The organism is Rhodoferax sp. ZS1R25, assembly GCF_056521335.1.
In genome coordinates, this window is sequence record NZ_JBWMAZ010000001.1 from 2,127,742 (window position 1) to 2,151,743 (window position 24,002).

The 24,002-nt window shown below is 61.9% G+C and carries 17 protein-coding genes; 4 read left to right on the plus strand and 13 right to left on the minus strand.

Features of this window, described 5'->3' with window-relative positions; all coding sequences use genetic code 11:
* Positions 1–966: an NAD(P)H-dependent flavin oxidoreductase gene (locus AC097R_RS10185; RefSeq protein WP_479597961.1), complete on the plus strand. Its 966-nt coding sequence runs from the start codon at positions 1–3 to the stop codon at positions 964–966.
* A 75-nt stretch (positions 967–1,041) separates the two neighbouring features.
* Here the strand turns inward: AC097R_RS10185 and AC097R_RS10190 are convergent, their stop codons facing one another.
* From AC097R_RS10190 to AC097R_RS10225, 8 genes are all read right to left on the minus strand, one after another.
* On the minus strand, positions 1,042–3,543 hold the full coding sequence (locus tag AC097R_RS10190; RefSeq protein WP_479597962.1) for a DUF1631 family protein: 2,502 nt from the start codon (positions 3,541–3,543) through the stop codon (positions 1,042–1,044).
* A 175-nt stretch (positions 3,544–3,718) separates the two neighbouring features.
* Positions 3,719–4,369, minus strand: coding sequence for a glutathione S-transferase (locus tag AC097R_RS10195; RefSeq protein ID WP_479597963.1), 651 nt, complete (start codon positions 4,367–4,369; stop codon positions 3,719–3,721).
* Between the two features lie 7 nt (positions 4,370–4,376).
* Complete coding sequence (gene trhO, locus AC097R_RS10200; protein WP_479597964.1) at positions 4,377–5,327, minus strand: oxygen-dependent tRNA uridine(34) hydroxylase TrhO; 951 nt, start codon at positions 5,325–5,327, stop codon at positions 4,377–4,379.
* Positions 5,328–5,423: 96 nt separating this feature from the next.
* Positions 5,424–6,557, minus strand: a complete 1,134-nt coding sequence (gene dnaJ / locus AC097R_RS10205) for a molecular chaperone DnaJ (RefSeq protein WP_310338276.1) — start codon at positions 6,555–6,557, stop codon at positions 5,424–5,426.
* A gap of 92 nt (positions 6,558–6,649) precedes the next feature.
* The gene (gene dnaK / locus AC097R_RS10210) at positions 6,650–8,596 is read right to left on the minus strand and encodes a molecular chaperone DnaK (protein ID WP_479597965.1); all 1,947 of its coding nucleotides are present in this window, start codon (positions 8,594–8,596) and stop codon (positions 6,650–6,652) included.
* A 111-nt stretch (positions 8,597–8,707) separates the two neighbouring features.
* A complete protein-coding gene (gene grpE / locus AC097R_RS10215) occupies positions 8,708–9,274 on the minus strand; it encodes a nucleotide exchange factor GrpE (protein WP_479597966.1) in 567 nt (188 codons plus the stop codon).
* A gap of 98 nt (positions 9,275–9,372) precedes the next feature.
* Complete coding sequence (locus AC097R_RS10220; RefSeq protein ID WP_479597967.1) at positions 9,373–9,726, minus strand: FKBP-type peptidyl-prolyl cis-trans isomerase; 354 nt, start codon at positions 9,724–9,726, stop codon at positions 9,373–9,375.
* Positions 9,727–9,882: 156 nt separating this feature from the next.
* Complete coding sequence (locus AC097R_RS10225; protein ID WP_479597968.1) at positions 9,883–10,194, minus strand: winged helix-turn-helix transcriptional regulator; 312 nt, start codon at positions 10,192–10,194, stop codon at positions 9,883–9,885.
* A gap of 243 nt (positions 10,195–10,437) precedes the next feature.
* On the opposite strand from AC097R_RS10225, the gene AC097R_RS10230 reads away from it, so the two are divergent.
* Positions 10,438–10,719 carry a late competence development ComFB family protein gene (locus tag AC097R_RS10230; RefSeq protein ID WP_310338287.1) on the plus strand — a complete coding sequence of 94 codons (282 nt, stop codon included), beginning with the start codon at positions 10,438–10,440 and terminating at the stop codon, positions 10,717–10,719.
* A 9-nt stretch (positions 10,720–10,728) separates the two neighbouring features.
* On the opposite strand, the gene AC097R_RS10235 is transcribed toward AC097R_RS10230, so the two are convergent.
* The 4 genes from AC097R_RS10235 to AC097R_RS10250 all read right to left on the minus strand — a co-directional run bounded on the left by AC097R_RS10235 (position 10,729) and on the right by AC097R_RS10250 (position 16,901).
* Positions 10,729–11,571 carry a shikimate dehydrogenase gene (locus AC097R_RS10235; protein WP_479597969.1) on the minus strand — a complete coding sequence of 281 codons (843 nt, stop codon included), beginning with the start codon at positions 11,569–11,571 and terminating at the stop codon, positions 10,729–10,731.
* A 95-nt stretch (positions 11,572–11,666) separates the two neighbouring features.
* Positions 11,667–13,946, minus strand: coding sequence for an RNA polymerase sigma factor RpoD (rpoD, locus tag AC097R_RS10240; RefSeq protein WP_479597970.1), 2,280 nt, complete (start codon positions 13,944–13,946; stop codon positions 11,667–11,669).
* A 263-nt stretch (positions 13,947–14,209) separates the two neighbouring features.
* Positions 14,210–16,204 carry a DNA primase gene (gene dnaG / locus AC097R_RS10245; RefSeq protein WP_479597971.1) on the minus strand — a complete coding sequence of 665 codons (1,995 nt, stop codon included), beginning with the start codon at positions 16,202–16,204 and terminating at the stop codon, positions 14,210–14,212.
* 112 nt (positions 16,205–16,316) lie between these two features.
* Positions 16,317–16,901, minus strand: a complete 585-nt coding sequence (locus tag AC097R_RS10250; protein WP_479597972.1) for a peroxidase-related enzyme — start codon at positions 16,899–16,901, stop codon at positions 16,317–16,319.
* A 159-nt stretch (positions 16,902–17,060) separates the two neighbouring features.
* Here AC097R_RS10250 and katG point away from each other — a divergent pair, with 159 nt between their 5' ends.
* Entirely contained in the window at positions 17,061–19,238 is a 2,178-nt protein-coding gene (katG, locus tag AC097R_RS10255) for a catalase/peroxidase HPI (protein WP_479597973.1), read from the plus strand.
* Between the two features lie 56 nt (positions 19,239–19,294).
* Here katG and AC097R_RS10260 read toward each other — a convergent pair whose 3' ends face one another.
* Positions 19,295–23,509, minus strand: a complete 4,215-nt coding sequence (locus AC097R_RS10260; protein WP_479597974.1) for a PAS domain S-box protein — start codon at positions 23,507–23,509, stop codon at positions 19,295–19,297.
* Positions 23,510–23,592: 83 nt separating this feature from the next.
* Here AC097R_RS10260 and AC097R_RS10265 point away from each other — a divergent pair, with 83 nt between their 5' ends.
* Positions 23,593–24,000 (plus strand): carboxymuconolactone decarboxylase family protein, encoded by a 408-nt coding sequence (locus AC097R_RS10265; RefSeq protein ID WP_479597975.1) that lies wholly within the window; start codon positions 23,593–23,595, stop codon positions 23,998–24,000.
* Positions 24,001–24,002 lie beyond the last annotated feature (2 nt).

Below are 24,002 nucleotides of genomic sequence, written 5' to 3' on the forward strand. Positions count from 1 at the left end.
ATGTCCAAACTGCCCGCACCCCTGAACGCACTGCCTTTCCCAGTCATCGGCTCGCCGCTGTTCATCATCAGCAACCCCAAGCTCGTCATTGCCCAGTGCATTGCCGGTGTGGTGGGTTCCATGCCCGCGCTCAACGCGCGCCCGGCGGAGCTGCTGGAAGAGTGGCTCAAGGAAATCACCGAAACCCTGGCCGCCTACAACGCGGCCCACCCGGACAAGCCCGCTGCACCGTTCGCCATCAACCAGATCGTGCACAAGAGCAATGATCGCCTGGAGCACGACATGGCGCTGTGCGTGAAGTACAAGGTGCCCATCATCATCACCAGCCTGGGGGCGCGTGAGGAAATCAATGCTGCGGCCCACAGCTACGGCGGTGTGGTGCTGCACGACATCATCAACAACAAGCACGCCCACAAGGCGATCGAGAAGGGTGCCGACGGCCTGATCGCCGTGGCGGCGGGTGCCGGTGGCCACGCGGGTGTGAAGAGTCCGTTTGCGCTGATCCAGGAAATTCGCCAGTGGTTTGACGGCCCCATTGCGCTGAGCGGCGCCATCTCCACCGGTGCTGCGGTGCTGTCGGCACAGGCCATGGGTGCGGACTTCGCCTACATTGGCTCGGCCTTCATCGCCACCGAAGAAGCGCGCGCCGCGCAGGAGTACAAGGACGCCATCGTGGCCCACGACTCTGACGAGATTGTCTACAGCAACCTGTTCACCGGCGTGCACGGCAACTACCTGGCGCCCAGCATTCGCGCTGCGGGCCTAGACCCGGCCAACCTGCCGGAGAGCGACCCCAGCAAGATGAACTTTGGCGGCGCTTCGGCCAAGGCCTGGAAAGACATCTGGGGCTGCGGCCAGGGCATTGGCGCCGTGACCAAGGTGCAGCCTGCGGGCGAGTACGTGGCACAGCTCAAGCGGGAATACGCTGCCGCCAAGGCCGAGCTGTTGGCTCGCAATTACGCGTAGATTTAAGAGATCTAGGCTTTTAGCCCCCGTGCAATCTGCGCGGGGCGCTATTCTTTTGAGAGCGCCTGGGCCTCTTCAAGCCTGCAGGCGCAACTCTTCCTCGTTGCCACCCATCAGCTGGTTCAGCGCGCGTTCCACAATCGGTGCCTGGTCCAGCAGCTGCAGGTGACCCAGGCGCAGCATGTTGGCCACTTCGCGCTCAGACCGCACAAAGGCGTCGAAGCCCTCGCGGTTGGTGAACAAAAAGCGCGTGCGCATGGGGCTGACCCAGCTTAGGCGGCAGCGGTGCGGCGTGGCGTCGGGCTCGGCCACTTCAAACCAGACGCCACGCGTCAGCAGTTGGGCGCTGGCATCAAAATCGTCCATGGCCGACGGGGCCTGCACCGTGAGCTGTGTGGCGCGCCGTTGGTCCAGGGCTTCCATCGCGGCGTCGCCCGCGCTTTCTTCCAGTGCTGCGCTTTGCGTGTCGATAGGGGGCGGCGCCTTCATGCGGATGGCCAGCATGTGGGTGCCGATCAGTCTCCGTGTGAAGGTGGCGCGCGGGTCGCCGTACCAGGCGATGGCGTCGAGCTCCACATTCAGGATGCGCACCAGCTCCGGCAGCACGGCGACCAGTTCCTTGCGCTCTTCGGACGTAGTCTTCGGCTGGGTGCTCCAGATCAACTGGTCCATGGTCTGCAGCGCGGCATTCCAGCGGCCGGGTTCGCTGTCTTCCAGCATCCAGGCCGCAGCAATCACCTGGCGCCACTCGGTCGTCAGAAAGGGCTTGAGGAAGGGCACCAGCGGCAGGCTGTCGGGCAGGGCGCTGATGCGGGCGTGCACGATCTCGTCGGCATGGGCCAGTGCGGCATTCAGCGCTTCCTGGTCACGCTGCGCTTCGGCGACTGGCTCAATCTGTTCCTGTGCCTGTTGTTCGCTCTCAAACAGAAACTCGGTGAACTCGGCCAGCAGCAGGCTGAACAGCGTGAGGTCTTCGTCAAACTCGCTGAGTACACGCTGGACAGTGTGTTCGATGCGCACGTAGAGCGGATCTTCCTCGCCCTTTTCAGGAGTCCAGGCGACGGACGATGAGGCCAGGGTGTCCACCAGCTTGCGTGCAGGGTGCTCACTGCTCAGGAAAAAGTCACGGTCCATCATGGCCGCGCGCAGCACCGGAATCTGCAACCGGCCAATGACCACCTTCATTTGCGAGGGAATGGCTTGGTCGGCGAACACGTAGTCGAACACCTCGGCCAGCGCGTCCACGGTGCCGCGGTCCAGCTCGGGGGCTTGGCGAATTTCTTCTTGCTCGCGGATCTGGCGCAGCACATTGTGGTGGCCTGGGCCGTCTTCTTGCGGCTGCAAAAACTGGAAGCGTGAGGACGTCTGGCCCATGCCCGCGCCAGCTTGCATCTGCCCCAGGTAATTGAGCAGCGCCGGGTCGGCTGGGGCACCACCGCTGTACTGGCCGGGAACGTAGTCGTATTGCTGGCCCTGGGTGCTGCCATCAAAGTCTTCGGACGCACCTGGTTGCATGCCTCCACCACCCATGCCGCTACCGCCGCCATAGGCGACGGGGCCACGACCGGCTGGGCCTGCTGCAGCACCTGGGCCTTGGGGGGCGGCGGCCGTGGACCCTACGCCCAAGCGTTGCAAAAAGGCTTTGACCTGGGTGGCAATGTGCTGGCCCGCAGGGGCGAGCGCACTCCAGGCACTGCGGGCGGGTTCGGGGGCAAAGGCTGCAGGGGACGATGGCGCACCGCCGTTGTTGCCACCGCTCAAAGGGGCAGGAGCCGATTGCAGAGGGGCCTGGCTGCTTTGGGCACCCGATTCGCTGAGCGGCGCAGAACCGGTCAGCGGTGCGTAGGTCGACGACACCGATTTACGGATGCGGTGCACCGTCTGCGCCTGGATGCCGGCCTGCGCCAGCGTGGCGCCAAGGTCGGTGTACAGCGGTGCCAGGTTGATGGTGTGCGCGGGCTCCAGTGCTTGCACCAAATGCTCGGTCGCTTGGGGGTCGAACTCGCCTTTTTCCCAAGCGATCATGAAGGCGCGGAGCAGGATCTCTGGGCGGAAGGGGTTGGTCGATACAGAAGGGGATTCAATGCCAAACAAGGCGCCCAACTTTTGCGTCAGCGGGGCAAGGGTGGCGTCATAGTGGTTATTGAACTGCTGGGCCACGCGGTCCAGCAGCAGAATACGGTGCACCTCGTCCAAGTCGATGAGGCTCAGGGTCATGCCATCCAGCGCGTGGTCGGTCAGTGGCACGGGTTTGGCGCCCAGTTTTTCCATCTCGGGCCAGACGGCCCGCACTTCCTCGTTCAGGATTTGCTGCAGGGCGTCGCGGTAGAGGCGGTTGAAGGCTGCCGATTGGCGGTCCAGCAGCATGGCCGCGGTACGCAGGTTTTGCGATTGCAGCAAGGGCAGCTTGCTGTCGGCCAGATCCAGCAGGTGGGTCCGCAGTTGTTTGATCTGGGCGTCTTCGCGGTCTTCAAAATACCCCAGCGTTTTGCCCATCATCGCGCGCACCAACCGCAACGCCTGTGCGCGCGACTCGGGGGTGCTATTGCTGGCTGAAAAAGGCTGAAATGCGCTCATGTACCGCTGAAAGGTGACGCGACCTCTGGGGGCCTGCGAACCGCTCGTCCATCGACTGAATTTGTGATTCGGAATGATCGCATGGACCATGGCCCATCCGTAGTCCCTGCGATGACCGGGCACCCAGATTTACCCGCTTGATACACAATTTCTCGTAACGAGTTGTAAATTTCCGTCAAATGGTTGGAAAAGTCACAGTTGCTTGCCCGGGTTTCCAAGCAGGTACCTTGCCCATGACGCGCAGGTAGGGGGGGGATTGCTCGAACCGCGCCAACCATTTCTGCAGTCCCTGCCAGGGCTGCTGCGAAAACCACAGGGCGTCGGTGTGGGCGAACTGGCGCACAAAGGGGGCCAGCGCGGCATCGGCCAGCCCGAATTGCGGGCCCGCCAGATAGAGCTGGGTACGCAACACCGCGTCCAGCGCCTGCAGAAACACCGCACCTTCGGTCCGGTGCGTCAGGCCATCGGCCAGGGCATAGCGGTGCGGGTATTTGTAACGGTCCAGCGCCTGCTTAAACGGCCCATCGTTCTCGGCAATCCAGCTGCGCGTGCGCTCCCACGCCGCCTCTGTGGTGGGCCGCCAGTGTTCGGGGTCATTCCGTTGCAAGGCCCAGAGCATGATGTCCAGGCTCTGGTCGATCACCGTGCCATCGGCCAGCACTAGCACTGGCACTGTGCCTTTGGGCGATGCCTGCAGCAACGCGTCTGGTTTGTGGGCGAGCACGACTTCGCGCAGTTCGCACACCTGCTGGCTTACTGCCACGGCCATGCGGGCGCGCATGGCATAGGGGCAGCGCCGGAACGAATACAGCACTGGCAGCGACATGCCAACCTCAGCCGGTCACTGGCTTGGGCAAGACCGCACCGATGTGTACCTGCTGGCGCGCCTTGGCAAGTTCCCACTGACGCTGGCGTTCGCGGGCGCTGTTTTTCTGGACGTCGCTGGTGTGCGCATGGCAGCGCGGGCAGCTCACGCCGGCCTCGTACAAGGGAGATGCCGTGGCGCCGTCTTCCAGTGGTTGGCGGCAGGCGCGGCACAGACCGTGGTGGCCGGGCACCAGGCCATGACCGACCGAGACGCGTTCGTCGAACACAAAGCACTCGCCTTGCCACAGGCTGTTCTCGGGTGCGACGGTCTCCAGGTATTTGAGGATGCCGCCTTCCAGGTGGTAGACCTCGCCATAGCCCTGTGCCCGCATGTACGCAGTGGATTTCTCGCAGCGGATGCCGCCCGTGCAAAACATCGCGACCTTGGGCTTTTTTCCACCAGTGGCTGTCAGTTGTTCCGATTGCTGCACCCACTGGGGCAGTTCTGCAAATGTCTTGATGTGCGGATTGATGGCACCCGCAAAGGTACCTATCTCCACCTCATAGTCATTGCGCGTATCCACCACCACCACCTCGGGGTCGGAGATCAGTGCGTTCCAGTCCTCGGGTTTGACGTAGGTGCCCGCCATGTGCGTGGGACTGATGCCATCCACCTGCATGGTGACAATTTCCTTTTTCAGGCGCACTTTCATGCGGTAGAACGGGGCCTTCTCGGCAAACGATTCCTTGTGCTGCAGATCGGCCAGCAGCGGGTCGGCGCGCAGATGGGCCAGCACCGCATGCACGTCGTCGGGCGCACCGGCGATGGTGCTGTTGATACCTTCACGCGCCAGCAGGATCAGGCCTTTGACGTTACGCGCTTCACAGAAGGCCAGTAGTGCCGGTTTGCGCTCGGCGTAGTCGGGCAGGTCGACGAATTTGTAGAACGCGGCAGTGAGGTAGCGGGGGGAGGGCATGGTGCAATTGTGCCTTGGGGACCATGAAAAAGCCGCCACACCCGTACAGGTATGGCGGCTGCTTGGGCGATGGCTCGCCTCAGTGCCTGGCAGGCATTAGCTGAAGAAGCTCTTCAAACGGTCGGTCCAGCTGTCACCCGAGGGGGAATGCTTACTACCGCCTTTTTTGAAGGACTCGTCGAGCTCCTTGAGCAGCTTGCGCTGGTGTTCGCTGAGCTTGACCGGCGTCTCCACTGCAATGTGGCAATACAAATCGCCGGGGTAGCTGGAGCGCACGCCCTTGATACCCTTGCCGCGCAGGCGGAACTGCTTACCGGTCTGCGTGCCTTCGGGAATGTCGATGGCAGCCTTGCCAGCCAGCGTGGGCACATCAATCTCACCACCCAACGAAGCCGTCACGATGCTGATGGGCACCGAGCAATGCAGGTCATCACCATCGCGCTCAAAGATGTCGTGCTTCTTCAGCCGGATCTCGATGTAGAGGTCTCCGGGCGGGCCACCATTGGTGCCGGGTTCTCCATTGCCCGCGCTGCGGATGCGCATACCGCCATCGATACCGGCGGGGATTTTGACTTCCAGCGTCTTCTGGCGCTTGATCTTGCCTTGGCCGCTGCAGGCAATGCAGGGCTCGGGAATCACCTTGCCATTGCCGCGGCAGGTGGGGCAGGTTTGCTGCACGCTGAAGAAGCCCTGGCGCATCTGCACCGAGCCCGCGCCATTGCAGGTGCCGCAGGTCTTGACCTGGGTGCCTGGCTTGGCTCCGCTGCCTTTGCAGGTGTCGCAGGCGTCCCAACTGGGGATGCGGATTTGTGCGTCCTTGCCACGGGCCGCTTCTTCCAGCGTCACCTCCATGGCGTAGCTCAAATCGCTGCCGCGGTAGACCTGGCGTCCGCCGCCGGCCCGGCCACGCTGCTGGCCAAACATGTCACCAAAGATGTCGCCAAAGGCTTCGGCAAAACCGCCGTAACCTTCTCCACCCCCGCCGCCACCGCGGTTGGGGTCCACACCGGCATGGCCGTACTGGTCGTAGGCCGCGCGCTTTTGCGCGTCCGACAACATCTCGTAGGCCTCTTTGCCTTCCTTGAATTTTTCTTCTGCGACCTTGGCGCTGTCTCCCTGGTTGCGGTCAGGGTGGTGCTTCATCGCCAGCTTGCGATAGGCCTTTTTGATCTCATCCTCGGACGCGTTTTTGGCAACACCCAGGATTTCGTAATAGTCTCGTTTGGCCATGTGTATCTCTGTGCCCGTTTACAACAGAAAAGCCGCGTTGAACCCCAGCTGGCGTTCAACGCGGCATCTTTCAGCTGCGCGTGTCCGCGCAATCAGCCTTTTTTGACTTCCTTGACTTCCGCGTCCACCACGTTGTCGTCGTTCGTGGGCTTGGAGGATGCCTGTGCGCCTTGTTCGGGAGCCGCTTGCTCGCCACCTTCAGCGGCCTGTTTGGCCTGCATGTCGGCGTACATCTTTTCGCCCAGCTTCTGGCTGGCCGCCATCAGCGCTTCGCTCTTGGCCTTGATCGCGTCCTTGTCATCCTGCTTCAAGGTGTCTTCCAGGTCCTTGATGGCGGCTTCAATCTTTTCCTTTTCGCCAGCTTCGAGCTTGTCGCCGTATTCGGCCAGGCTCTTCTTGACGCTGTGCACATTGGCATCGGCTTCGTTCTTGGCCTGCACCAGTTCCAGCTTCTTCTTGTCATCGGCAGCGTTCAGCTCGGCGTCTTTCACCATTTGCTGGATTTCAGCTTCGGACAAACCGGAGTTGGCCTTGATGGTGATCTTGTTTTCCTTGCCCGTGCCCTTGTCCTTGGCGCCCACATGCAAGATGCCGTTGGCGTCAATGTCAAACGACACTTCAATTTGCGGTGTGCCGCGGGCCGAGGGTGGAATGCCTTCCAGGTTGAACTCGCCCAGCATCTTGTTCACGGCGGCAATTTCGCGTTCGCCCTGGAACACCTTGATCGTCACAGCCGGTTGGTTGTCTTCGGCAGTCGAGAAGGTCTGCGCAAACTTGGTGGGGATGGTCGTGTTCTTGGTGATCATCTTGGTCATCACGCCGCCCAGGGTTTCAATACCCAACGACAGAGGCGTCACGTCCAACAGCAGCACGTCCTTGCGGTCGCCGGAGAGCACCTGACCTTGAATCGCGGCGCCTACGGCCACGGCTTCGTCAGGGTTCACATCCTTGCGGGGTTCCTTGCCGAACAGTTCCTTGACCTTCTCTTGCACCTTGGGCATGCGGGTCATGCCGCCGACCAAGATCACGTCATGGATGTCAGCCGCGGTGACACCCGCGTCTTTCAGGGCGGTGCGGATGGGCGCAATGGTGCGCTCGATCAGCTCTTCCACCAGGGCTTCCAGCTTGGAGCGGGTCAGCTTGATATTCAGGTGCTTGGGACCGGACGCGTCTGCCGTGATGTAAGGCAGGTTGATGTCGGTTTGCGAGCTGCTGGAGAGTTCGATCTTGGCCTTTTCAGCGGCTTCTTTCAGGCGTTGCAGGGCCAGCACGTCCTTGGACAGGTCGACGCCTTGTTCCTTCTTGAACTCGGTGATGATGAAGTCGATCACGCGCTGGTCGAAATCTTCGCCGCCCAGGAAGGTGTCGCCGTTGGTGGACAGCACTTCGAATTGCTTTTCACCGTCGACGTCAGCGATTTCAATGATGGACACGTCAAATGTGCCGCCGCCCAAGTCGTACACGGCGATCTTGCGGTCGCCCTTTTCGTTCTTGTCCAGGCCAAACGCCAGTGCCGCAGCGGTGGGTTCGTTGATGATGCGCTTGACGTCCAGACCGGCAATGCGGCCAGCATCCTTGGTGGCTTGGCGTTGAGCATCGTTGAAGTAGGCGGGCACGGTGATCACCGCGTCGGTCACTTCCTCGCCCAGGTAGTCTTCAGCGGTCTTCTTCATCTTGCGAAGAATGTCGGCGCTGACCTGCTGGGGCGCCATGCGGTTGCCGCGCACTTCCACCCAGGCGTCGCCGTTGTCGGCCGCAGCGATGGTGTAGGGCATCAGGTCGATGTCCTTCTGCACTTCTTTCTCAGAAAACTTGCGACCGATCAGGCGTTTGACCGCGTACAGCGTGTTCTTGGGGTTGGTCACCGACTGGCGCTTGGCGGATGCGCCCACCAGTACTTCGCCGTCTTCCTGGTACGCAATGATGGAAGGCGTGGTGCGTGCACCTTCCGCGTTTTCGATCACTTTGGCGGTGTTGCCTTCCATGATGGCAACGCAGCTGTTGGTGGTGCCCAAGTCAATGCCGATGATTCTTCCCATGATTTACTCCTGCTAACTTAAAAATTCAGATGTGGATAACGTGTGGGTTACTTTTTTCATTTCAAGAGCCCACAGCGCTCAAAGTGTTATTTTTTAGGGCGCTTGCTTTATTTATTTCGCAGCGGTCACCGTGACCAACGCCGGGCGCAGCACGCGGTCAGCGATCGAATAGCCCTTTTGCAGCACGCTCACCACGGTGTTGGCTTCCTGCTCAGCAGGCACCACGCTGATGGCCTGATGCTGGTGTGGGTCAAATTTGGTACCGGCAGCGGGGGCAATGGCAATCACCTTGTTGCGCTCCAAGGCGGCGACCAGCTGGCGCAGGGTGGCCTGGGCGCCTTCGCGGATTTGCTCGGGCGTGGCGTCCTTGATCACCAAACCAGCTTCCAGGCTGTCGGCCACGGGCAGCAGGCTCTCGGCAAACGACTCCACGGCAAATTTGCGGGCCTTGGCGATTTCGTCTTCAGCGCGGCGGCGGGCGTTTTCGGCCTCAGCCTTGGCGCGCAGAAACTGGTCGGCCAAGTCGCTGCTCTTGGCTTGCAAGGTGGCTAGCTCGGCCTGGGCTTGGGCCAACGCATCACCCTCCTGCGGGGCTTGGGCGGCCACCAGGTCTTCGGTGCTTTGGTAGTTGGCCGCAGCGGGGTTGGGAGTTGGAGTGGTGGAAGAGGTGTCTGACATGCGTTTGGATCGAAGTTGGTCTTGACTGCGCCTCAGTTGGAGCCCGCAAGGAGCATTTCAAGAGGCGCTGGGCACGCGTTGGCGTGCCACGGGGTGCTTTAGCCCGACAGGCCTAACAGTTCCACGTCGAATTTCAGGGTGGCGTTGGGAGGAATCACGCCGCCAGCGCCGCGGGCGCCGTAGCCCAGGGCTGCCGGGATGATCAGGGTGCGGGCACCGCCCACTTTCATGCCGGCCACGCCTTCGTCCCAGCCGCGAATGACCATGCCTGCGCCCAGGTGGAACACAAAGGGGTCGTTGCGGTCTTTGCTGGAATCGAACTTGGCACCCTGGGTGCTGTCGTTGTAGAGCCAGCCGGTGTAGTGCACCGTCACACTTTGTCCCTTGGTGGCCACGGGGCCTGTGCCTTCGGTGGTGTCTTCAAATTGCAGGCCAGAGGCGGTGGTTTGCATGAAAAAAATCCTTTTTGCTATAAAAACAGTAGCTGACAGCACACGGCGCACAGGCGCTCACGGGCCAGAAAACCCTAAATTATGCCGCAGACGAAAAAAAGACAGGTCAAACCTGTCTGTGGGGGAGCGGGGCCCGCCAGGGGCCCGAGGGCTGGTTTACTTGGCCTTCTTGGCCAGGCTGGTGGACCACTTGACGGCAAACGCCTGCAAATCGCCCAGACGTTTGAGCAGATCGGCGCCTGCGGGGGTGACGATGTAGCCATCGCTGCCATGGGTCAGCAGGCCGGCTTCGCGCAATTCCTTGATGCGGGTGTTCAGGGTGTTGGGGGTGATGCCGCCCACGCTGTCTTGCAGCAGACGGAAGGTTTGTGCGTGGCCGTCTCGCAAGGCCCACAAAACACGAATCGCGTAGCGGGATTCCAGCAATCCCAGCAATTGACCCACAGCGACCGTTTCTTTTGCACTCATTACCTTACCCTTTGTCTAGACCATGACTGGTTGTGCGCAATGGCACGAACCGCTGAAATGAGGGGAAACTATATCGCAGATTTCTGGCTGCTACAAGTTTCATAGCTGGTGGCGCTCATTTTTCGGGGGCTAACCCTCAAAAACACCATTTTCAGACCCGTGCGGATGCTCTTGCCAGCCCTTCGGGGAGATGCTAAGTTCAGCGTGTCGAGGCCCACAGGCGAGCCCTATCTGGAGACTGGAATGAATTTCAACTTTGAGCAAGTTCACAACTATTACGAGCGCCTGGTCTTCGAAGAAGTGGTGCGCCGCGCGCCCATGTTTGAGGATTTCACCAACGATATGCTGGCCGATGCGGCCTGTGTGGCGCTGAATCGCCTGCCCGCACGCTATGTGCGCCACGATGTCGACATGATGTTCTACCTGACCGAGCAGGAGCGCCATGCCATTGAGCTGTCGCTCGAAGAGGTGCTGCAGTTTGCCTTTGGCTTTGTGCGCGAGCGCTCGGCCAAGGCCAATCTCTGAAGGCCTTCGTTAGAAGGTCGCAGTCACCTTGGCCAGCAGCGCTGGCGAAATCGCGGGCAATACGCCAAACCAGGCTTCAAAGGCTGGGCGTGCCTGGTTCAGCAACATGCCCAAGCCGTTGACCGTGGTGTTGCCACGGGCCTTCGCAGCGGTGAGCAGTGGGGTTTCCAGCGGCACGTACACGATGTCCGACACCAGTGCGCTGGAGGGCAGGGCGTGCAACGCCAAATCCAGCGCAGGCTGGCCGTGCATGCCCTGGTTGGTGGTGTTAACCAATAGGGCCACATCAGTCAATGCTTCATGGCGTTCGGCCCAGGGTACGGCGCGTACCAGCGGACCAAACTCCTGTGCCATGTCTAGGGCCTTGGCGTCACTGCGGTTGCTCAAGCGAATTTCGCTGGCGCCCTCGTCCAGCAAACCTGCAATCACGGCCCGGGCCGCGCCCCCTGCACCCATCACGCAGGCGGGGCCGGCATCCGCGCGCCAGGCCGGGGCGGCATCGCGCAGGCTCTGGATGAAGCCGAAGGCGTCGGTGTTGCGGCCGGTGAGTGATCCGTCTGCGCCAACCACGATGGTGTTGGCTGCACCAATGCGCTGGGCCAGTGGCTCCAAGTGGTCCACGATGGCCATGGCCGCCACCTTGTGCGGGATGGTCAGGTTACAACCGGCAAAACCCAGGGTGGGCAGGGCGCGCAAGGCCTGTTCAATAGTGTCGGGCTGCACGGGCAGCAACACATAGGCACCGCGCAGGCGGTGCTCTTCAATCCAGTGCGTGTGAATGACCGGTGAGCGCGAGTGGGCGACGGGCCAGCCCATGACGCCGGCAAGTTGGTAGGGTTGATCGTTGGCCATTGGGTAGCAATACAAAAGTACTATCAAAAAAATAGCGCCCCGCGCACATTCCATGTGGGCTGGGGCGCTAAATGGCTTGTAAAAGCCGGCGGGCTTTACAGCGTATCGGTGAAGCTGCGCAGCTTGTCCGAGCGGCTGGGGTGCTTGAGCTTGCGCAGCGCCTTGGCTTCGATCTGGCGGATGCGTTCGCGCGTCACGTCGAATTGCTTGCCGACTTCTTCCAGGGTGTGGTCGGAGGTCATCTCGATACCGAAGCGCATGCGCAGCACCTTGGCTTCGCGGGGCGTCAGGCTGTCCAGGATGTCCTTGACCACGTCGCGCAGACCTGCCTGCATCGCGGCTTCCATAGGCGCTGTGTTGGCGCTGTCTTCGATGAAGTCGCCCAGGTGGCTGTCATCATCGTCACCGATCGGCGTTTCCATCGAGATCGGCTCTTTGGCGATCTTCATGATCTTGCGGATCTTGTCTTCCGGGATCTCCATGCGCTCGGCCAAGACCGATGCATCGGGCTCAAAACCGAACTCCTGCAGATGCTGGCGGCTGATGCGGTTCATCTTGTTGATGGTTTCGATCATGTGCACCGGGATACGGATGGTGCGCGCCTGGTCCGCGATGGAGCGGGTGATGGCCTGGCGAATCCACCAGGTGGCGTAGGTCGAGAACTTGTAGCCGCGGCGGTATTCGAACTTGTCCACCGCCTTCATCAAACCGATGTTGCCTTCCTGGATCAGATCCAGGAATTGCAGACCGCGGTTGGTGTACTTCTTGGCAATCGAGATCACCAGGCGCAAGTTGGCCTCGATCATTTCCTTCTTGGCCGCGCGGGACGAGTACTCGCCCTCGTTCATGCGCTTGTTGATGTCCTTGAGCTGGTCCAAAGGCACCACCACCTGGGCTTGCAGGTCCATCAGCTTTTGCTGCAGGTCTTGCACCGGCGGAATGTTGCGGCCCATGACCGCAGCCCATGGCTTGCCGGAGGCGGCCTGCTTTTCGATCCACTTGAGGTTCAGCAGGTTGGAGGCAATCTTGTTGCCATTCTTGTCGCGGCCGCTGAAGTCAGCGATGAAGTGCTCTTGCGGGTAGCCGCACTTGTCCACAATGATGCGGCGCAGCTCGCGCTCTTTCTTGCGTACATCGTCCACCTGGCCGCGCACCATGTCGCACAGCTTTTCAATCGCCTTGGCGGTGAAGCGGATGGTCATCAGCTCTTCGCTCAGCGCTCTCTGGGCCTTCACGTAGGCCGGGGTGCCGTAGCCTTCCTTGTCATAGACCTTGTGGACTTTTTCGAACAGCTCACGCATTTTGTCGAAGCGTTCCAGCGCCTGCTTTTTCAGCTCTTCGAGCTTCTTGGTCAGCGCCTTGGAGCCGCCCTTGCCGTCGTCATCGTCGGCTTCGTCGAACTCGTCAAAGTCTTCTTCGGCCACGTAGTCGTCGGCCTCGTTCGGGTTGGAGAAGCCGTCCACGATGGTGGTGATAACGACCTTGCCTTCGCGGATGTCTTCACCCAGGCGCAAGATTTCGGCGATGGTCGCGGGGGAGGCGGAGATCGCCTCCATCATCGCCATCAGGCCGCCTTCGATGCGCTTGGCGATTTCAATTTCGCCTTCGCGGGTCAGCAGTTCTACCGTGCCCATTTCGCGCATGTACATGCGCACGGGGTCGGTGGTGCGGCCGAACTCGCTGTCCACCGTCGACAAAGCCGCTTCGGCTTCTTCTTCGGCTTCTTCCACCGTGGCGGACGTCGATACGTTGTTGTTCAGCAGCAGGGTTTCTGCGTCGGGGGTTTGTTCGTAAACAGCCACACCCATGTCGTTCAACATGGAGATCACGACTTCCAGCGTTTCGGCGTCGACCAGCTTGTCGGGCAAGTGGTCGGAAATTTCGCCGTGGGTCAGGTAGCCGCGGGTTTTGCCCAGCGTGATCAGGGATTTGAGGCGCGCACGGCGCTTGGCCATGTCTTCTTCAGACAGGACGGTTTCGTCCAGGCCAAATTCCTTCATCAAGGCGCGTTCTTTCGCCTTGCTGATCTTCATGCGCAGGGGCTTGACCTTCTCGCCCGGGGTGACAACCGGCTCTCCGGCCAAGTCTGCTTCGATGTCCGACATGTCCATGTCGTCACCACCACCGGATGACTCGGCCGCTGCCTTGGGCTTGCGGCCGCGCTTGGCGCCCGTCGTGGCCTTGGCGGGTGCGTCGGACTCGGCAGCGGCCGCCTTGGCAGGGCGTCCGGGTTTCTTTTTCTTCAGTAACTCGTCAGCAGCGGCAAGGAGGTCGGCTTTGGATTTGGATGCGGGCACGGAGGAGGCTTTCTTTTCGGTCTTCGACGCGGACTTGCTGGCAGGCTGGACGGGCTTGGCGGATTTTGAAGCGGGCATGCAAAAACCTCAGGACAACAAAAAAACTGGCAAACAGAACAGGAACCAGCTACGTCACGCGACAGGCGAAGTAGGTGGCAAGACAGGGAAGGTTATTCCCCAATGGCAAGAAGGGAGGGCGATCATTTGGAATGCAGTCCTTGCGGTAAGGTGGCCGGTCGTGAACTAGTGTCAACGGTTGGCCTGGCCCGGAGGTGCTGCTGTCGCTCTTGCCGAAACAATCCAGCATTATAGTGGGGAATCGGATTTATTCAATTTTTGTGTTAAGCCGCCGCGTTGGGCTGCACGGCCAACTCCAGCTGTTTGCGGCGCAGCTGCAGCTCCCGGTAGCGCTGCAGAGCGCTGGCGTCGTGGGCGGAGGCCGCGATGGCCTCGGTTTCCTGTTCCTTGATGCGGTCAATCAGCATGCGGTTGACCAGATCGCGCAGTTCGGGCCCCGATTCGGCCAGCGGCTCCGTGGCCACGCTGGGGCCGGCCAGCAGGCGCATCGCCAGGTCTTCGGCCGGGTGACCCACGATTGTCTCGCGCAACGTTCCCCGAGACACCGGGCCGTGCTCGTGGAGTTGGCTTTCCAGCCAGATAAACAGATCGCCATGCGGTGAGGGCAGCTCGCACAGCAGGCCATGGTCTTCGCTGGACAGCACTTCCCACAACTCGCTATGGCTCAGCAAAATGCGTGCGGCGTGGTCGGCGCGGCTGTCAATCTTGGCGCGTGGGCCGCTGGGGCGCGGCTCACGTGGGGGAAAGCGGCCGCCGCCTTTGCCTTCCCATTTGCCGCTGCGCGGGGTCCAGCCCTCTTTTTTCCAGTCGGTTTTCTTTTTCCACTCTTCCTGTGGAATCCAGGGCTCGGCGGGCTCTTCGTAAGCAAAGTGACCGTCGTCGGGCGCGCCGTCGTACTGGGGCGGCGGGGCCGTTTTACGGCGCTGTGGCTCGGTGGCCGGTTTGGCGGCAGTACTGGCCCACAGCGCACCCAACTCGGTGCTATTGAGCTGGACCAGGCTGGCGATTTCGGCCAGCAACTGCAGCTTTAGCGCACCTTCGGGCAGCTGTGTCCACAGCGGCTTGGCGTTGCTGGACAGGTGGGCGCGGCCTTCGGCAGTGGCCAAGTCGCAGCCTTCCTGGGCCGCCTCGACCAAAAACCGGCTCAGCGGTGTGGCCTTGGACACGTAGTCGGCAAACGCCTCTTTGCCATGGGCGCGGATAAAGCTGTCGGGGTCGTGTTCGGCGGGGAGGAACAGGAACTTGATGCTGCGCACGTCGGTGGCAAAGGGCAGGGCGCCGTCAAGCGCCTTGCGAGCGGCGCGGCGGCCTGCGGCGTCGCCGTCAAAGCTGAACACCACCGAGTCGGTGAAGCGGAACAGCTTTTGCACATGCTCGTTGGTGCAGGCCGTGCCCAGCGTGGCCACCGCGTTGGGAAAGCCCAGCTGCGCCAGCGCCACCACGTCCATGTAGCCTTCGGTGACCAGCACATAACCATGCTCGCGCAAGGAGCTGCGCGCCTCGAACAGGCCATAGAGCTCGCGGCCCTTGCTGAACACCGGGGTTTCGGGGGAGTTGAGGTATTTGGGCTTTTCGTCGCCCAGCACGCGGCCCCCAAAGCCGATGCACTCGCCTTTGATATTGCGGATGGGGAACATCACGCGGTCGCGAAAGCGGTCGTAGCGCTTTTCCTCGCCGCCGTTTTCTGCCTCGTGCAGGATGACCAGGCCGCTCTCTACCAAGAGCGGGTCGTCGTATTGCGGGAAGATGCTGGCCAGGCTGCGCCAGCCTTCGGGGGCATAGCCCAGGCCGAATTGCTTGGCGACTTCGCCCGACAGGCCGCGGCCCTTGAAGTAGTCGATGGCGCACGGCGATTCTTTCAGGCCCCGCTTGTAGGCGTCACACGCTTTCTCCAGCACGCTGGTCAGGGTGTTTTGTTTTTGCCGCTGCTCCTGGGCGCGGGCGCGGTCCTGTGGGCTGCCTTCTTCCTCGGGAATCACCATGCCGTACTGGCCGGCCAGGTCCTTCACCGCTTCAATGAAGGTCATGCCCGCGTGGTCCATCAAAAAGCTGATGGCGTTGCCGTTCTTGCCGCAGCCAAAGCAGTGGTAGAACTGTTTGGTGGGGCTGACCGAGAACGAGGGCGACTTCTCGCCATGGAAGGGACACAGGCCCATGAAATTGGCACCACCCTTCTTGAGCTGCACATAGCGGCCCACGATCTCCACCACGTCGGTACGCGCGATCAGTTCCTGGATGAAGGTTTGCGGGATGGCCATGGCGTGATTGTAGGGAAGCCCGCCGTCCCTGCTGCCTTCTGGGGCAAGCCGTGGCGGCAGTTTTGCTATCGATTCAGGAGCTACTCGCGCAATGCGGACGGGGTCTAGGTGCCTATTTGGCCTTCGGTACCCGGCCCAGCAGGTAAAACTCGGGGTTGGGCATCATGCTGGTCACATTGGCCATGCGGTTGGAGAGGCCAAAGAAGGCAGTGATGCCCGCAATGTCCCAGATGTCTTCGTCGTCAAAGCCGTGCGCGTGCAGCGCGTCAAAGTCAGCGTCTTCTACCGTGTGGCTGTCCGTGCAGACCTTCATTGCAAAGTCCAACATGGCCCGCTGGCGGGGCGTGATGTCGGCCTTGCGGTAGTTCACGGCCACCTGGTCGGCCACCAATGGCTTCTTCTCGTAGATGCGCAGGATCGCGCCGTGGGCCACCACGCAGTACAGGCAGTGGTTGGCCGCGCTGGTGGTCGTGATGATCATCTCGCGCTCGCCCTTGGTCAGGCTGCTCTCGGCGCGCAGCATCAGCGCGTCGTGGTACGCGAAGAACGCGCGCCACTCGGCCGGACGGCGCGCAAACGCCAGAAACACATTGGGCACGAAGCCGGACTTCTCCTGCACCTCCAGAATCTTGGTCCGGATGTCGTCGGGCAGGGTGTTGAGGTCGGGCAGGGGATAGCGGGTTGTGGCGGTTGTCATGGTTGTCTCCTGGTGGCATCGTAAGGCCCATGGATCGACGCGTTACGCGGATTGGACTTCACTATAGATTCAATTAATAAATCCTTCTTGATCGATAGGCATTGAAAATCTACACTGGCCCTCGTCAGTTCATTACCCCCAACCCCAGGAGACAGACCCATGACGACAGAAGCCAAGTGCCCGTTCCACCACGCAGCCGGTGGCGGCACTACCAACAAGGATTGGTGGCCCAAGCAGGTGCGCGTGGACCTGTTGAACCAGCACGGCAACAAATCCAACCCCCTGGGCGAAAAGTTCAATTACGCCGAAGAATTCAAGAAGCTCGACTACGCCGCGCTGAAGGCCGATCTGGTCAAACTGATGACCGACAGCCAGGACTGGTGGCCCGCCGACTTTGGCCACTACGGCCCGCAGTTCGTCCGCATGGCCTGGCACAGTGCCGGCACTTACCGCACCGACGATGGTCGCGGCGGCGGTGGGCGCGGGCAGCAGCGTTTTGCGCCGCTGAATTCCTGGCCCGACAACGTCAACATCGACAAATCGCGCCGCCTGCTGTGGCCGATCAAGCAGAAATACGGCCAAAAGATTTCCTGGGCCGACCTGTTCATCCTGGCCGGCAACGTGGCGCTGGAATCCATGGGTTTTCGCACCTTTGGCTTTGCCGGTGGCCGCGAAGACGTGTGGGAACCCGACATGGATGTGAATTTCGGTTCTGAGACCTCCTGGTTGGCCGCCGACAAGCGCTTCAGCGCTCCCAACGGCGCTGCATTTGATCGCAACAAGGGCGAAGGCGAACTGGACAAGAACCTGGCCGCCACCCACATGGGCCTGATCTACGTCAACCCCGAAGGCCCCAACGCCAGCGGCGACTACCTGGCCGCGGCCAAAGACATCCGCACCACTTTCTACCGCATGGCGATGGACGACGAAGAAATCGTCGCGCTGATCGCCGGCGGACACACCTTCGGCAAAGCCCACGGTGCTGCACCCGAGTCGCACAAAGGCGCAGAACCTGAAGGCGCTGGCATCGAAGCGCAAGGCCTGGGCTGGAACAGCAGCTTTGGCCAAGGCCACGGAAAAGACACGGTGTCCAGCGGCCTGGAAGTCACCTGGACCACCACGCCCGCGCAGTGGGGCAATAACTTCTTCGAGAACCTGTTCAAGTTCGAATGGGAGTTGACGCACTCGCCCGCAGGCGCCAAGCAGTGGGTCGCCAAGGACGCGCCGGACATCATCCCCGACGCGCACATTGCGGGCAAGTTCCACAAACCCACGATGCTGACTACCGACTTGACGTTGCGCTTCGACCCCGAGTTCGGCAAGATCTCCAAGAAGTTCCACGACGACCCACAGTCCTTCGCCGAAGCTTTCGCCCGCGCCTGGTTCAAGCTGACCCACCGCGACATGGGCCCCAAGGCGCGCTACCTTGGCCCCGAAGTGCCGAAGGAAGATTTGATCTGGCAAGACCCGCTGCCCGTTGCTACGCTCAAACCCACGGCGGCAGACATTGCGGACATCAAGACCAAGATCGCCGCCTCCGGTCTGTCGATCTCGGAACTGGTGTCTGTCGCGTGGGCTTCGGCCTCTACTTTCCGCGGCGGCGACAAGCGCGGCGGCGCCAACGGCGCGCGCCTGGCGCTGGCACCACAAAAGGATTGGGACGTCAACAAGATCGCCATCACTGCGCTGGCTAAACTGCAGGAAATTCAAAAGGCATCCGGCAAGGTGTCGCTGGCCGACGTGATCGTGCTGGCAGGAAGTGTGGGCGTGGAGCAGGCCGCCAAGGCGGCGGGTGTTGCGGTCGAAGTGCCGTTTGCGCCGGGCCGTGTGGACGCGACGCAAGCGCAAACCGATGCGGAGTCGTTCGCCGCGCTGGAGCCTGCGGCCGATGGTTTCCGCAACTACAAGAAGGGTGCTATGGGTGCCGCAACCGAAGCGCTGTTGCTCGACCGTGCCCAGTTGTTGACGCTGACAGCCCCCGAGCTGACCGCGCTGGTCGGTGGCCTGCGCGTGTTGGGTGCGAATGCCGATGGCAGCAAGCACGGCGTGTTCACCGACCAGGTGGGCGTGCTCAGCAATGTGTTCTTCGTCAACCTGCTCGACATGGGTACGGTGTGGAAGGCGGTTGACGGCGAGGGCGAAGTGTTTGAGGGCCGGGATCGCAAGACTGGCGCAGTGAAGTACACCGGCACCCGTGCCGATCTGGTCTTCGGCTCCAACTCGGTGCTGCGCGCCTATGCGGAGGTCTACGCCAGCGCGGACGGCCAGCAGAAGTTTGTCGCGGACTTTGTCGCCGCGTGGACCAAGGTGATGAACTTGGATCGGTTCGATCTCTGAGCTCGACGTAGAGGAGGGCGCCCAGCCCGGGTATCCGGGTTGGGCTTTTGCGCCAGTTATCCCAGCGCCTCCTCCGGCCCAGGCCGTCCGAAGTAGTACCCCTGGAACGCATCACACCCAGCCTCTGCCAGAAACGCATGCTGGCCTTCGGTCTCCACGCCCTCTGCAATGACCGTCAAACCCAGACTGTGACCCAGGGCCAGGATGGTGCGGGCGATGACGGCGTCGCTGGGGTCGGTCAGCACATCGCGCACAAACGACTGGTCGATCTTTAGCTGGTCCAGCGGCAGCCGCTTCAAGTAAGACAGCGACGAATAGCCGGTGCCGAAATCATCGAGCGAGAAGCCCACGCCGATGTCCTTGAGCGCCGCCATCTTGACGATGACGTCGTCAACATCGTGCACCAGGATGCTTTCGGTCAGTTCCAGCTTCAGCAGCCTGGGGTTGGCTCCCGTCTGCGCCAGTGCGTGCGACACGTTGCCAACAAATGCAGCCTGCGCGAACTGCGATGCGCTGACATTGACCGCCAGGGTCCACGCTGCGCGGTCGGGCTGGTCGGCCCATACCGCCAGCTGCGCGCAGGCGGCTTCCAGCACCTGCTGACCCAGCGCCAGAATGCAACCAGTCTGCTCGGCCAGTGCAATGAAGTGCGCGGGGGTGACCAGGCCTTTGCGCACGTGGTTCCAGCGCACCAGCGCCTCGGCGCCAATGGTCTGGCCTTCGCCGTTGACCTGGATCTGGTAGTGCAGCACGAACTCGCGCATCGCAATGCCGCGGCGCAGGTCCTTCTCCAGGGAGTCGTGTTCGGCCACGGCCGCCTGCATGGCGGGGTCGAAGAAGCGAGCGGTGTTGCGGCCGGCAGACTTGCCCTGGTACATGGCCAGGTCGGCCTTCTTCAGCAGGTCGTCCATGGAGTCGAGGTCGCCCATGAACACCACAATGCCGATGCTGGTCGTACCTTCGTGGCTGTAGTTGTTCAGGCTGTAGGGCGTCTTGAACGCGTCCAACAACTTGGTGGCAATGGCCTCGGCCTGTTGGGCCGCCTCATGGCTGTTGGCGCTCAGGGCTTCGAGCAAGACGACAAACTCGTCGCCACCCAGTCTGGCCACGCTGTCGTCGTCGCGCACACAGGCCGTCAGGCGGGCAGCGGTCTGCTGCAGCAGCAGATCGCCCACGTCGTGGCCCTGCGTGTCGTTGAGCTGCTTGAAGTGGTCCAGGTCCAGGAACATCAGCGCGCCATGCTTGCCAGTGCGCGCCGATGTGGCCATGGCCTGTTTCAGGCGGTCCATCAGCAGGCGGCGGTTCGGCAGGCCGGTTAGTGGGTCGAAGAAGGCCAGGCGGCGGATTTCCTCTTCGTCGTGGCGCTGCTGCGTGATGTCGCGCACGATGGCGATCAGGTGGACCAGATCGTTGCGGAAGATGCGCGATACCGACAGGTGGATGGGGAACAGGCTGCCGTCCTTGCGTCGGCCCTGCACCTCGCGTGAGAGGTTCGCAATGCCAGTTCGTTCCGAGCTGAAGCGGTAGCGCAGGTAGTCTTCCTCAAAATGCGCGTCCGGATCGCTGATCAGCATGGCCGCACTGCATCCGATGATGTCCTGCGGTGCATAGCCAAAAATCGCGCTGGCCGCCTGGTTGAAAGACTCGACGATGCCCTGGGCGTTGAAGGTTACGACGCCGTCCACGATGTTGTCCAGAATGGTCTGGGTGTGCACCATGGCTTCGTGCATCGTCGCCTCGGAGCGCTTGCGTTCAGATACATCGCGGATGATGCCCATCAGGTTGCCGTCCGGCATCTGCGTGGCGATGACCTCGGCTGGGAACATGCTGCCATCCTTGCGCCGGAACTGCCATTCACGGTGGTAGTCTTCCTGCTTGGTGATGGTGCCCAGCGCGGACTCAATGTGTGGCACCTCGGATGGAAGCACGATGTCGGAGGCGTGCAGCCCGATCAGCTCTTCACGCGTGTAGCCCAGCATGCGGCAGGCGCTGGCGTTGGCGTCCAGATAATTGCTCTGCGCATCGGCGATCAGGATGCCGTCCGGCGCATATTCGAACAGCGCGCGGTAGCGGCTTTCGCTGTGCAGCACCGATGCCTGTGCCTGGCGCCGCTCCGTGATGTCGTGAAACGTCCCCAGTAAGCGCGTCGGCTTGCCCTCGTCGTCCACCTCGGCAAAACCCTGCACCCGCGCCCAGAAGTGCCGGCCTTTGGCGGTGATGAGCGGCAGCTCGATATCCCAGGGAGTGCCGTGTTCGAAAGCCGCCTGCACCACAGCCTGTATCTGCGGGCGCGCATGCTCGGCAACAAAGTTCATTGCGCCCTCGATGTCCGGGGATATCGGCGGCTCCACCTCATGCAGCCGGAAGGTCTGCAAGGACCAGGTGAGCTGACGGGTCCGCACATCCACCTGCCAGCCACCGACTCTGGCTAACGCGTTGGTCCGCTCCATCAGGTCCATGGTCGTGGCCAGTTCCTCGCGCACCCGGTACTGCTCGGTCACATCGCTGAAGACCAGCACCACGCCCACGATCTGCCCTGTGCGGTCGCGTATGGGGGCCGCGCTGTCGAAGATCTGGTACTCCTGGCCGTCACGGGCCAGCAGCGCCGTATGGTTGGCCAGGCCCACCACTTCGCCTTTCTGCATGACCAGGTGCACGGGGTCCACGGCCAGCATGCGCGTCTTGGCGTTGACGATGTGGAACACGTCCGTCAGCGGCTGGCCCTGGGCTTCTTGCAGGGCCCAGCCCGTCAGGCGCTCGGCCGTGGTGTTCATGCGGGTGATGAAGCCCGCGGCATCGGTGGCGATGACGGCGTCACCAATGGATTGCAGCGTGATCGCCAGGTTGTCTTCGCTCTGGCGCAGGGCCTCTTCCGCGTGCTTGCGCTCGGTGATGTCCATGCGCACACCTATCAAGCGGCTGGCTTTGCCATGGGCATCGAAGGCGAGCACACGCCCCACCACGCGGACCCAACGATAGCTGCCATTGGCGTGCAGCATGCGGGCCTCGTACTGGTAGGGTATGTCGGCTCCCCCCAGCACGGCCTGTATGTGACTGTTGACGCCCTCGCGGTCGTCGGGGTGCAGGCGGGCGATCCATTGCGCCCGGTCAGCCATCCCCTCCGAAGGTTCGTAGCCCAGCATCGTGAAGTAAGTGGGGCTGGCGAACCACTGGTCGGCGCGGGTGACGTCCCAGTCCCAGACGCCGATTTCGGCCGCGTCGGTAGCCAGCCGCAGCCTTTCGGCCGCCTGAGCGGCCTCGGCCTGCACCAGGGCTTTCTGCCGCCAGGCCCGGCCAAGAAAATGGCACATCAGCGCAATCGCGATGGCGGCCGCCAGCCAGATCGCAAAGGCCAGCAGGGCCAGCTTGCGCCAGGGTTTGAGAACCAGTTCGAACGACTGCCCGACGATGACAAGCAGTTCCGGCTGGGCCGACAGCGTGCGGTAGGCAAAAAGGCGCGAGACGCCGTCTACGCCACTGATGGTCTGCAATTGGCCCGAGGCGCTTTTGGGCAGGTAGTCCACAAACACCGTGTTGCTGGCAAAATTTTTGCCCATGCTGGACTCGTGGAAGGGGCTTCGCGCCATCAACACGCCGTCCTTGCGGAACAACGTGACCGATCCGTTTGCACCCAGGTCAATCGACTGCCACAGCTTGTCAAAATACAGCGGATCGATGGCCGCGACGACCGTGCCGGCAAAGGCGCCGTCTGCGCCCAACAAGGGCCTGGCCGCCGGTATCAGCCACAAGCCATCGAGGCGGCTTTTGACCGGTGCGCTGACGAGGAATGGGGTTTGGGGCGCGGCCTGCAGGGCCTTGAAATATGCAGTGTCTGACAGATCGGCATCCAGGTGGTCCACACCCGAGCCGTGGATGATGCGGCCTTGCGCATCGGTCACGCGTAGCCCGCGGGCAAAAGGCATGGATTGCAATTGGTCGCGCAGCAGTTGGTTGGCGGACGCTTCGTTCAGCGTGCCTGCCGCTCCCATCTGGGCCAACTTGGTGGCGGTGATTTGCAGGTTCTGGTCAACCGACTGCAGCGTGCGCGTGGTCTGTTCTTCGATGACCTGGGCAAAGGAGTTGGTCAGCCGCTCGGCTGTGTCAATGGCCTCCTCACGCAGGTAGGCCAGTACCCCGGCGATGAGGCCGGCCGATACCACGACCACTGCCGCTGCCAGCCATAGCAGTTGTCGCCGTTCGGAAAGAGGGGCGGACGTACTGGTGGTTTTGGCGGGCGGCGGGGCTCCAAATTCCTGCACATTCGCTGGCATGCAAGCTCCGTCTTTTTTTGCCTCATCAGTCTAAACGACTTGTATCCGGCGCAGCTACCATGTTGCTTTTTCCCGGACCCTCTATGACCGCCGTGCCTACACCTTTGTCCGCGTCCTCCCCCTCATCGGCCTATGACCAAGGCTTGACCACCCGCAAGCAGGTGATGGGTGAAGCGTTTGTGGCCGCGGCCATCGCCAACACCACGGCCTTTACCCAGCCCATCCAGGACCACATCAACCGTGCCGCCTGGGGCGATACCTGGCAGCGCCCTGGGCTGGATTTGAAAACCCGCAGCCTGGTCACCGTGGCCATGCTCACGGCGCTCGGCAAACAAAACGAACTCAAGGGCCACGTCCGCGGCGCGCTGAACAACGGCGCGACTGCGACCGAAATTCAGGAAGTGCTGCTGCACGCGGCGATCTATTGCGGCGTGCCTGCGTCGGTGGAGGCGTTTCGCACGGCCAACGAGGTGGTCGGCGCGTCGGTCTAGTG

Bases quoted from the DNA above. Each gene is read 5' to 3' on its own strand.
- AC097R_RS10220 (WP_479597967.1), bottom strand. From the start codon at position 9,726: ATGCAAACCACCGCCTCTGGCCTGCAATTTGAAGACACCACCGAAGGC.
- AC097R_RS10265 (WP_479597975.1), top strand. From the start codon at position 23,593: ATGACCGCCGTGCCTACACCTTTGTCCGCGTCCTCCCCCTCATCGGCC.
- AC097R_RS10235 (WP_479597969.1), bottom strand. From the start codon at position 11,571: ATGGCCAACGATCAACCCTACCAACTTGCCGGCGTCATGGGCTGGCCC.
- dnaJ (WP_310338276.1), bottom strand. From the start codon at position 6,557: ATGGCCAAACGAGACTATTACGAAATCCTGGGTGTTGCCAAAAACGCG.
- AC097R_RS10185 (WP_479597961.1), top strand. From the start codon at position 1: ATGTCCAAACTGCCCGCACCCCTGAACGCACTGCCTTTCCCAGTCATC.
- rpoD (WP_479597970.1), bottom strand. From the start codon at position 13,946: ATGCCCGCTTCAAAATCCGCCAAGCCCGTCCAGCCTGCCAGCAAGTCC.
- AC097R_RS10230 (WP_310338287.1), top strand. From the start codon at position 10,438: ATGAATTTCAACTTTGAGCAAGTTCACAACTATTACGAGCGCCTGGTC.
- AC097R_RS10195 (WP_479597963.1), bottom strand. From the start codon at position 4,369: ATGTCGCTGCCAGTGCTGTATTCGTTCCGGCGCTGCCCCTATGCCATG.
- katG (WP_479597973.1), top strand. From the start codon at position 17,061: ATGACGACAGAAGCCAAGTGCCCGTTCCACCACGCAGCCGGTGGCGGC.
- AC097R_RS10225 (WP_479597968.1), bottom strand. From the start codon at position 10,194: ATGAGTGCAAAAGAAACGGTCGCTGTGGGTCAATTGCTGGGATTGCTG.
- AC097R_RS10250 (WP_479597972.1), bottom strand. From the start codon at position 16,901: ATGACAACCGCCACAACCCGCTATCCCCTGCCCGACCTCAACACCCTG.
- dnaK (WP_479597965.1), bottom strand. From the start codon at position 8,596: ATGGGAAGAATCATCGGCATTGACTTGGGCACCACCAACAGCTGCGTT.
- AC097R_RS10260 (WP_479597974.1), bottom strand. From the start codon at position 23,509: ATGCCAGCGAATGTGCAGGAATTTGGAGCCCCGCCGCCCGCCAAAACC.
- dnaG (WP_479597971.1), bottom strand. From the start codon at position 16,204: ATGGCCATCCCGCAAACCTTCATCCAGGAACTGATCGCGCGTACCGAC.
- trhO (WP_479597964.1), bottom strand. From the start codon at position 5,327: ATGCCCTCCCCCCGCTACCTCACTGCCGCGTTCTACAAATTCGTCGAC.
- grpE (WP_479597966.1), bottom strand. From the start codon at position 9,274: ATGTCAGACACCTCTTCCACCACTCCAACTCCCAACCCCGCTGCGGCC.
- AC097R_RS10190 (WP_479597962.1), bottom strand. From the start codon at position 3,543: ATGAGCGCATTTCAGCCTTTTTCAGCCAGCAATAGCACCCCCGAGTCG.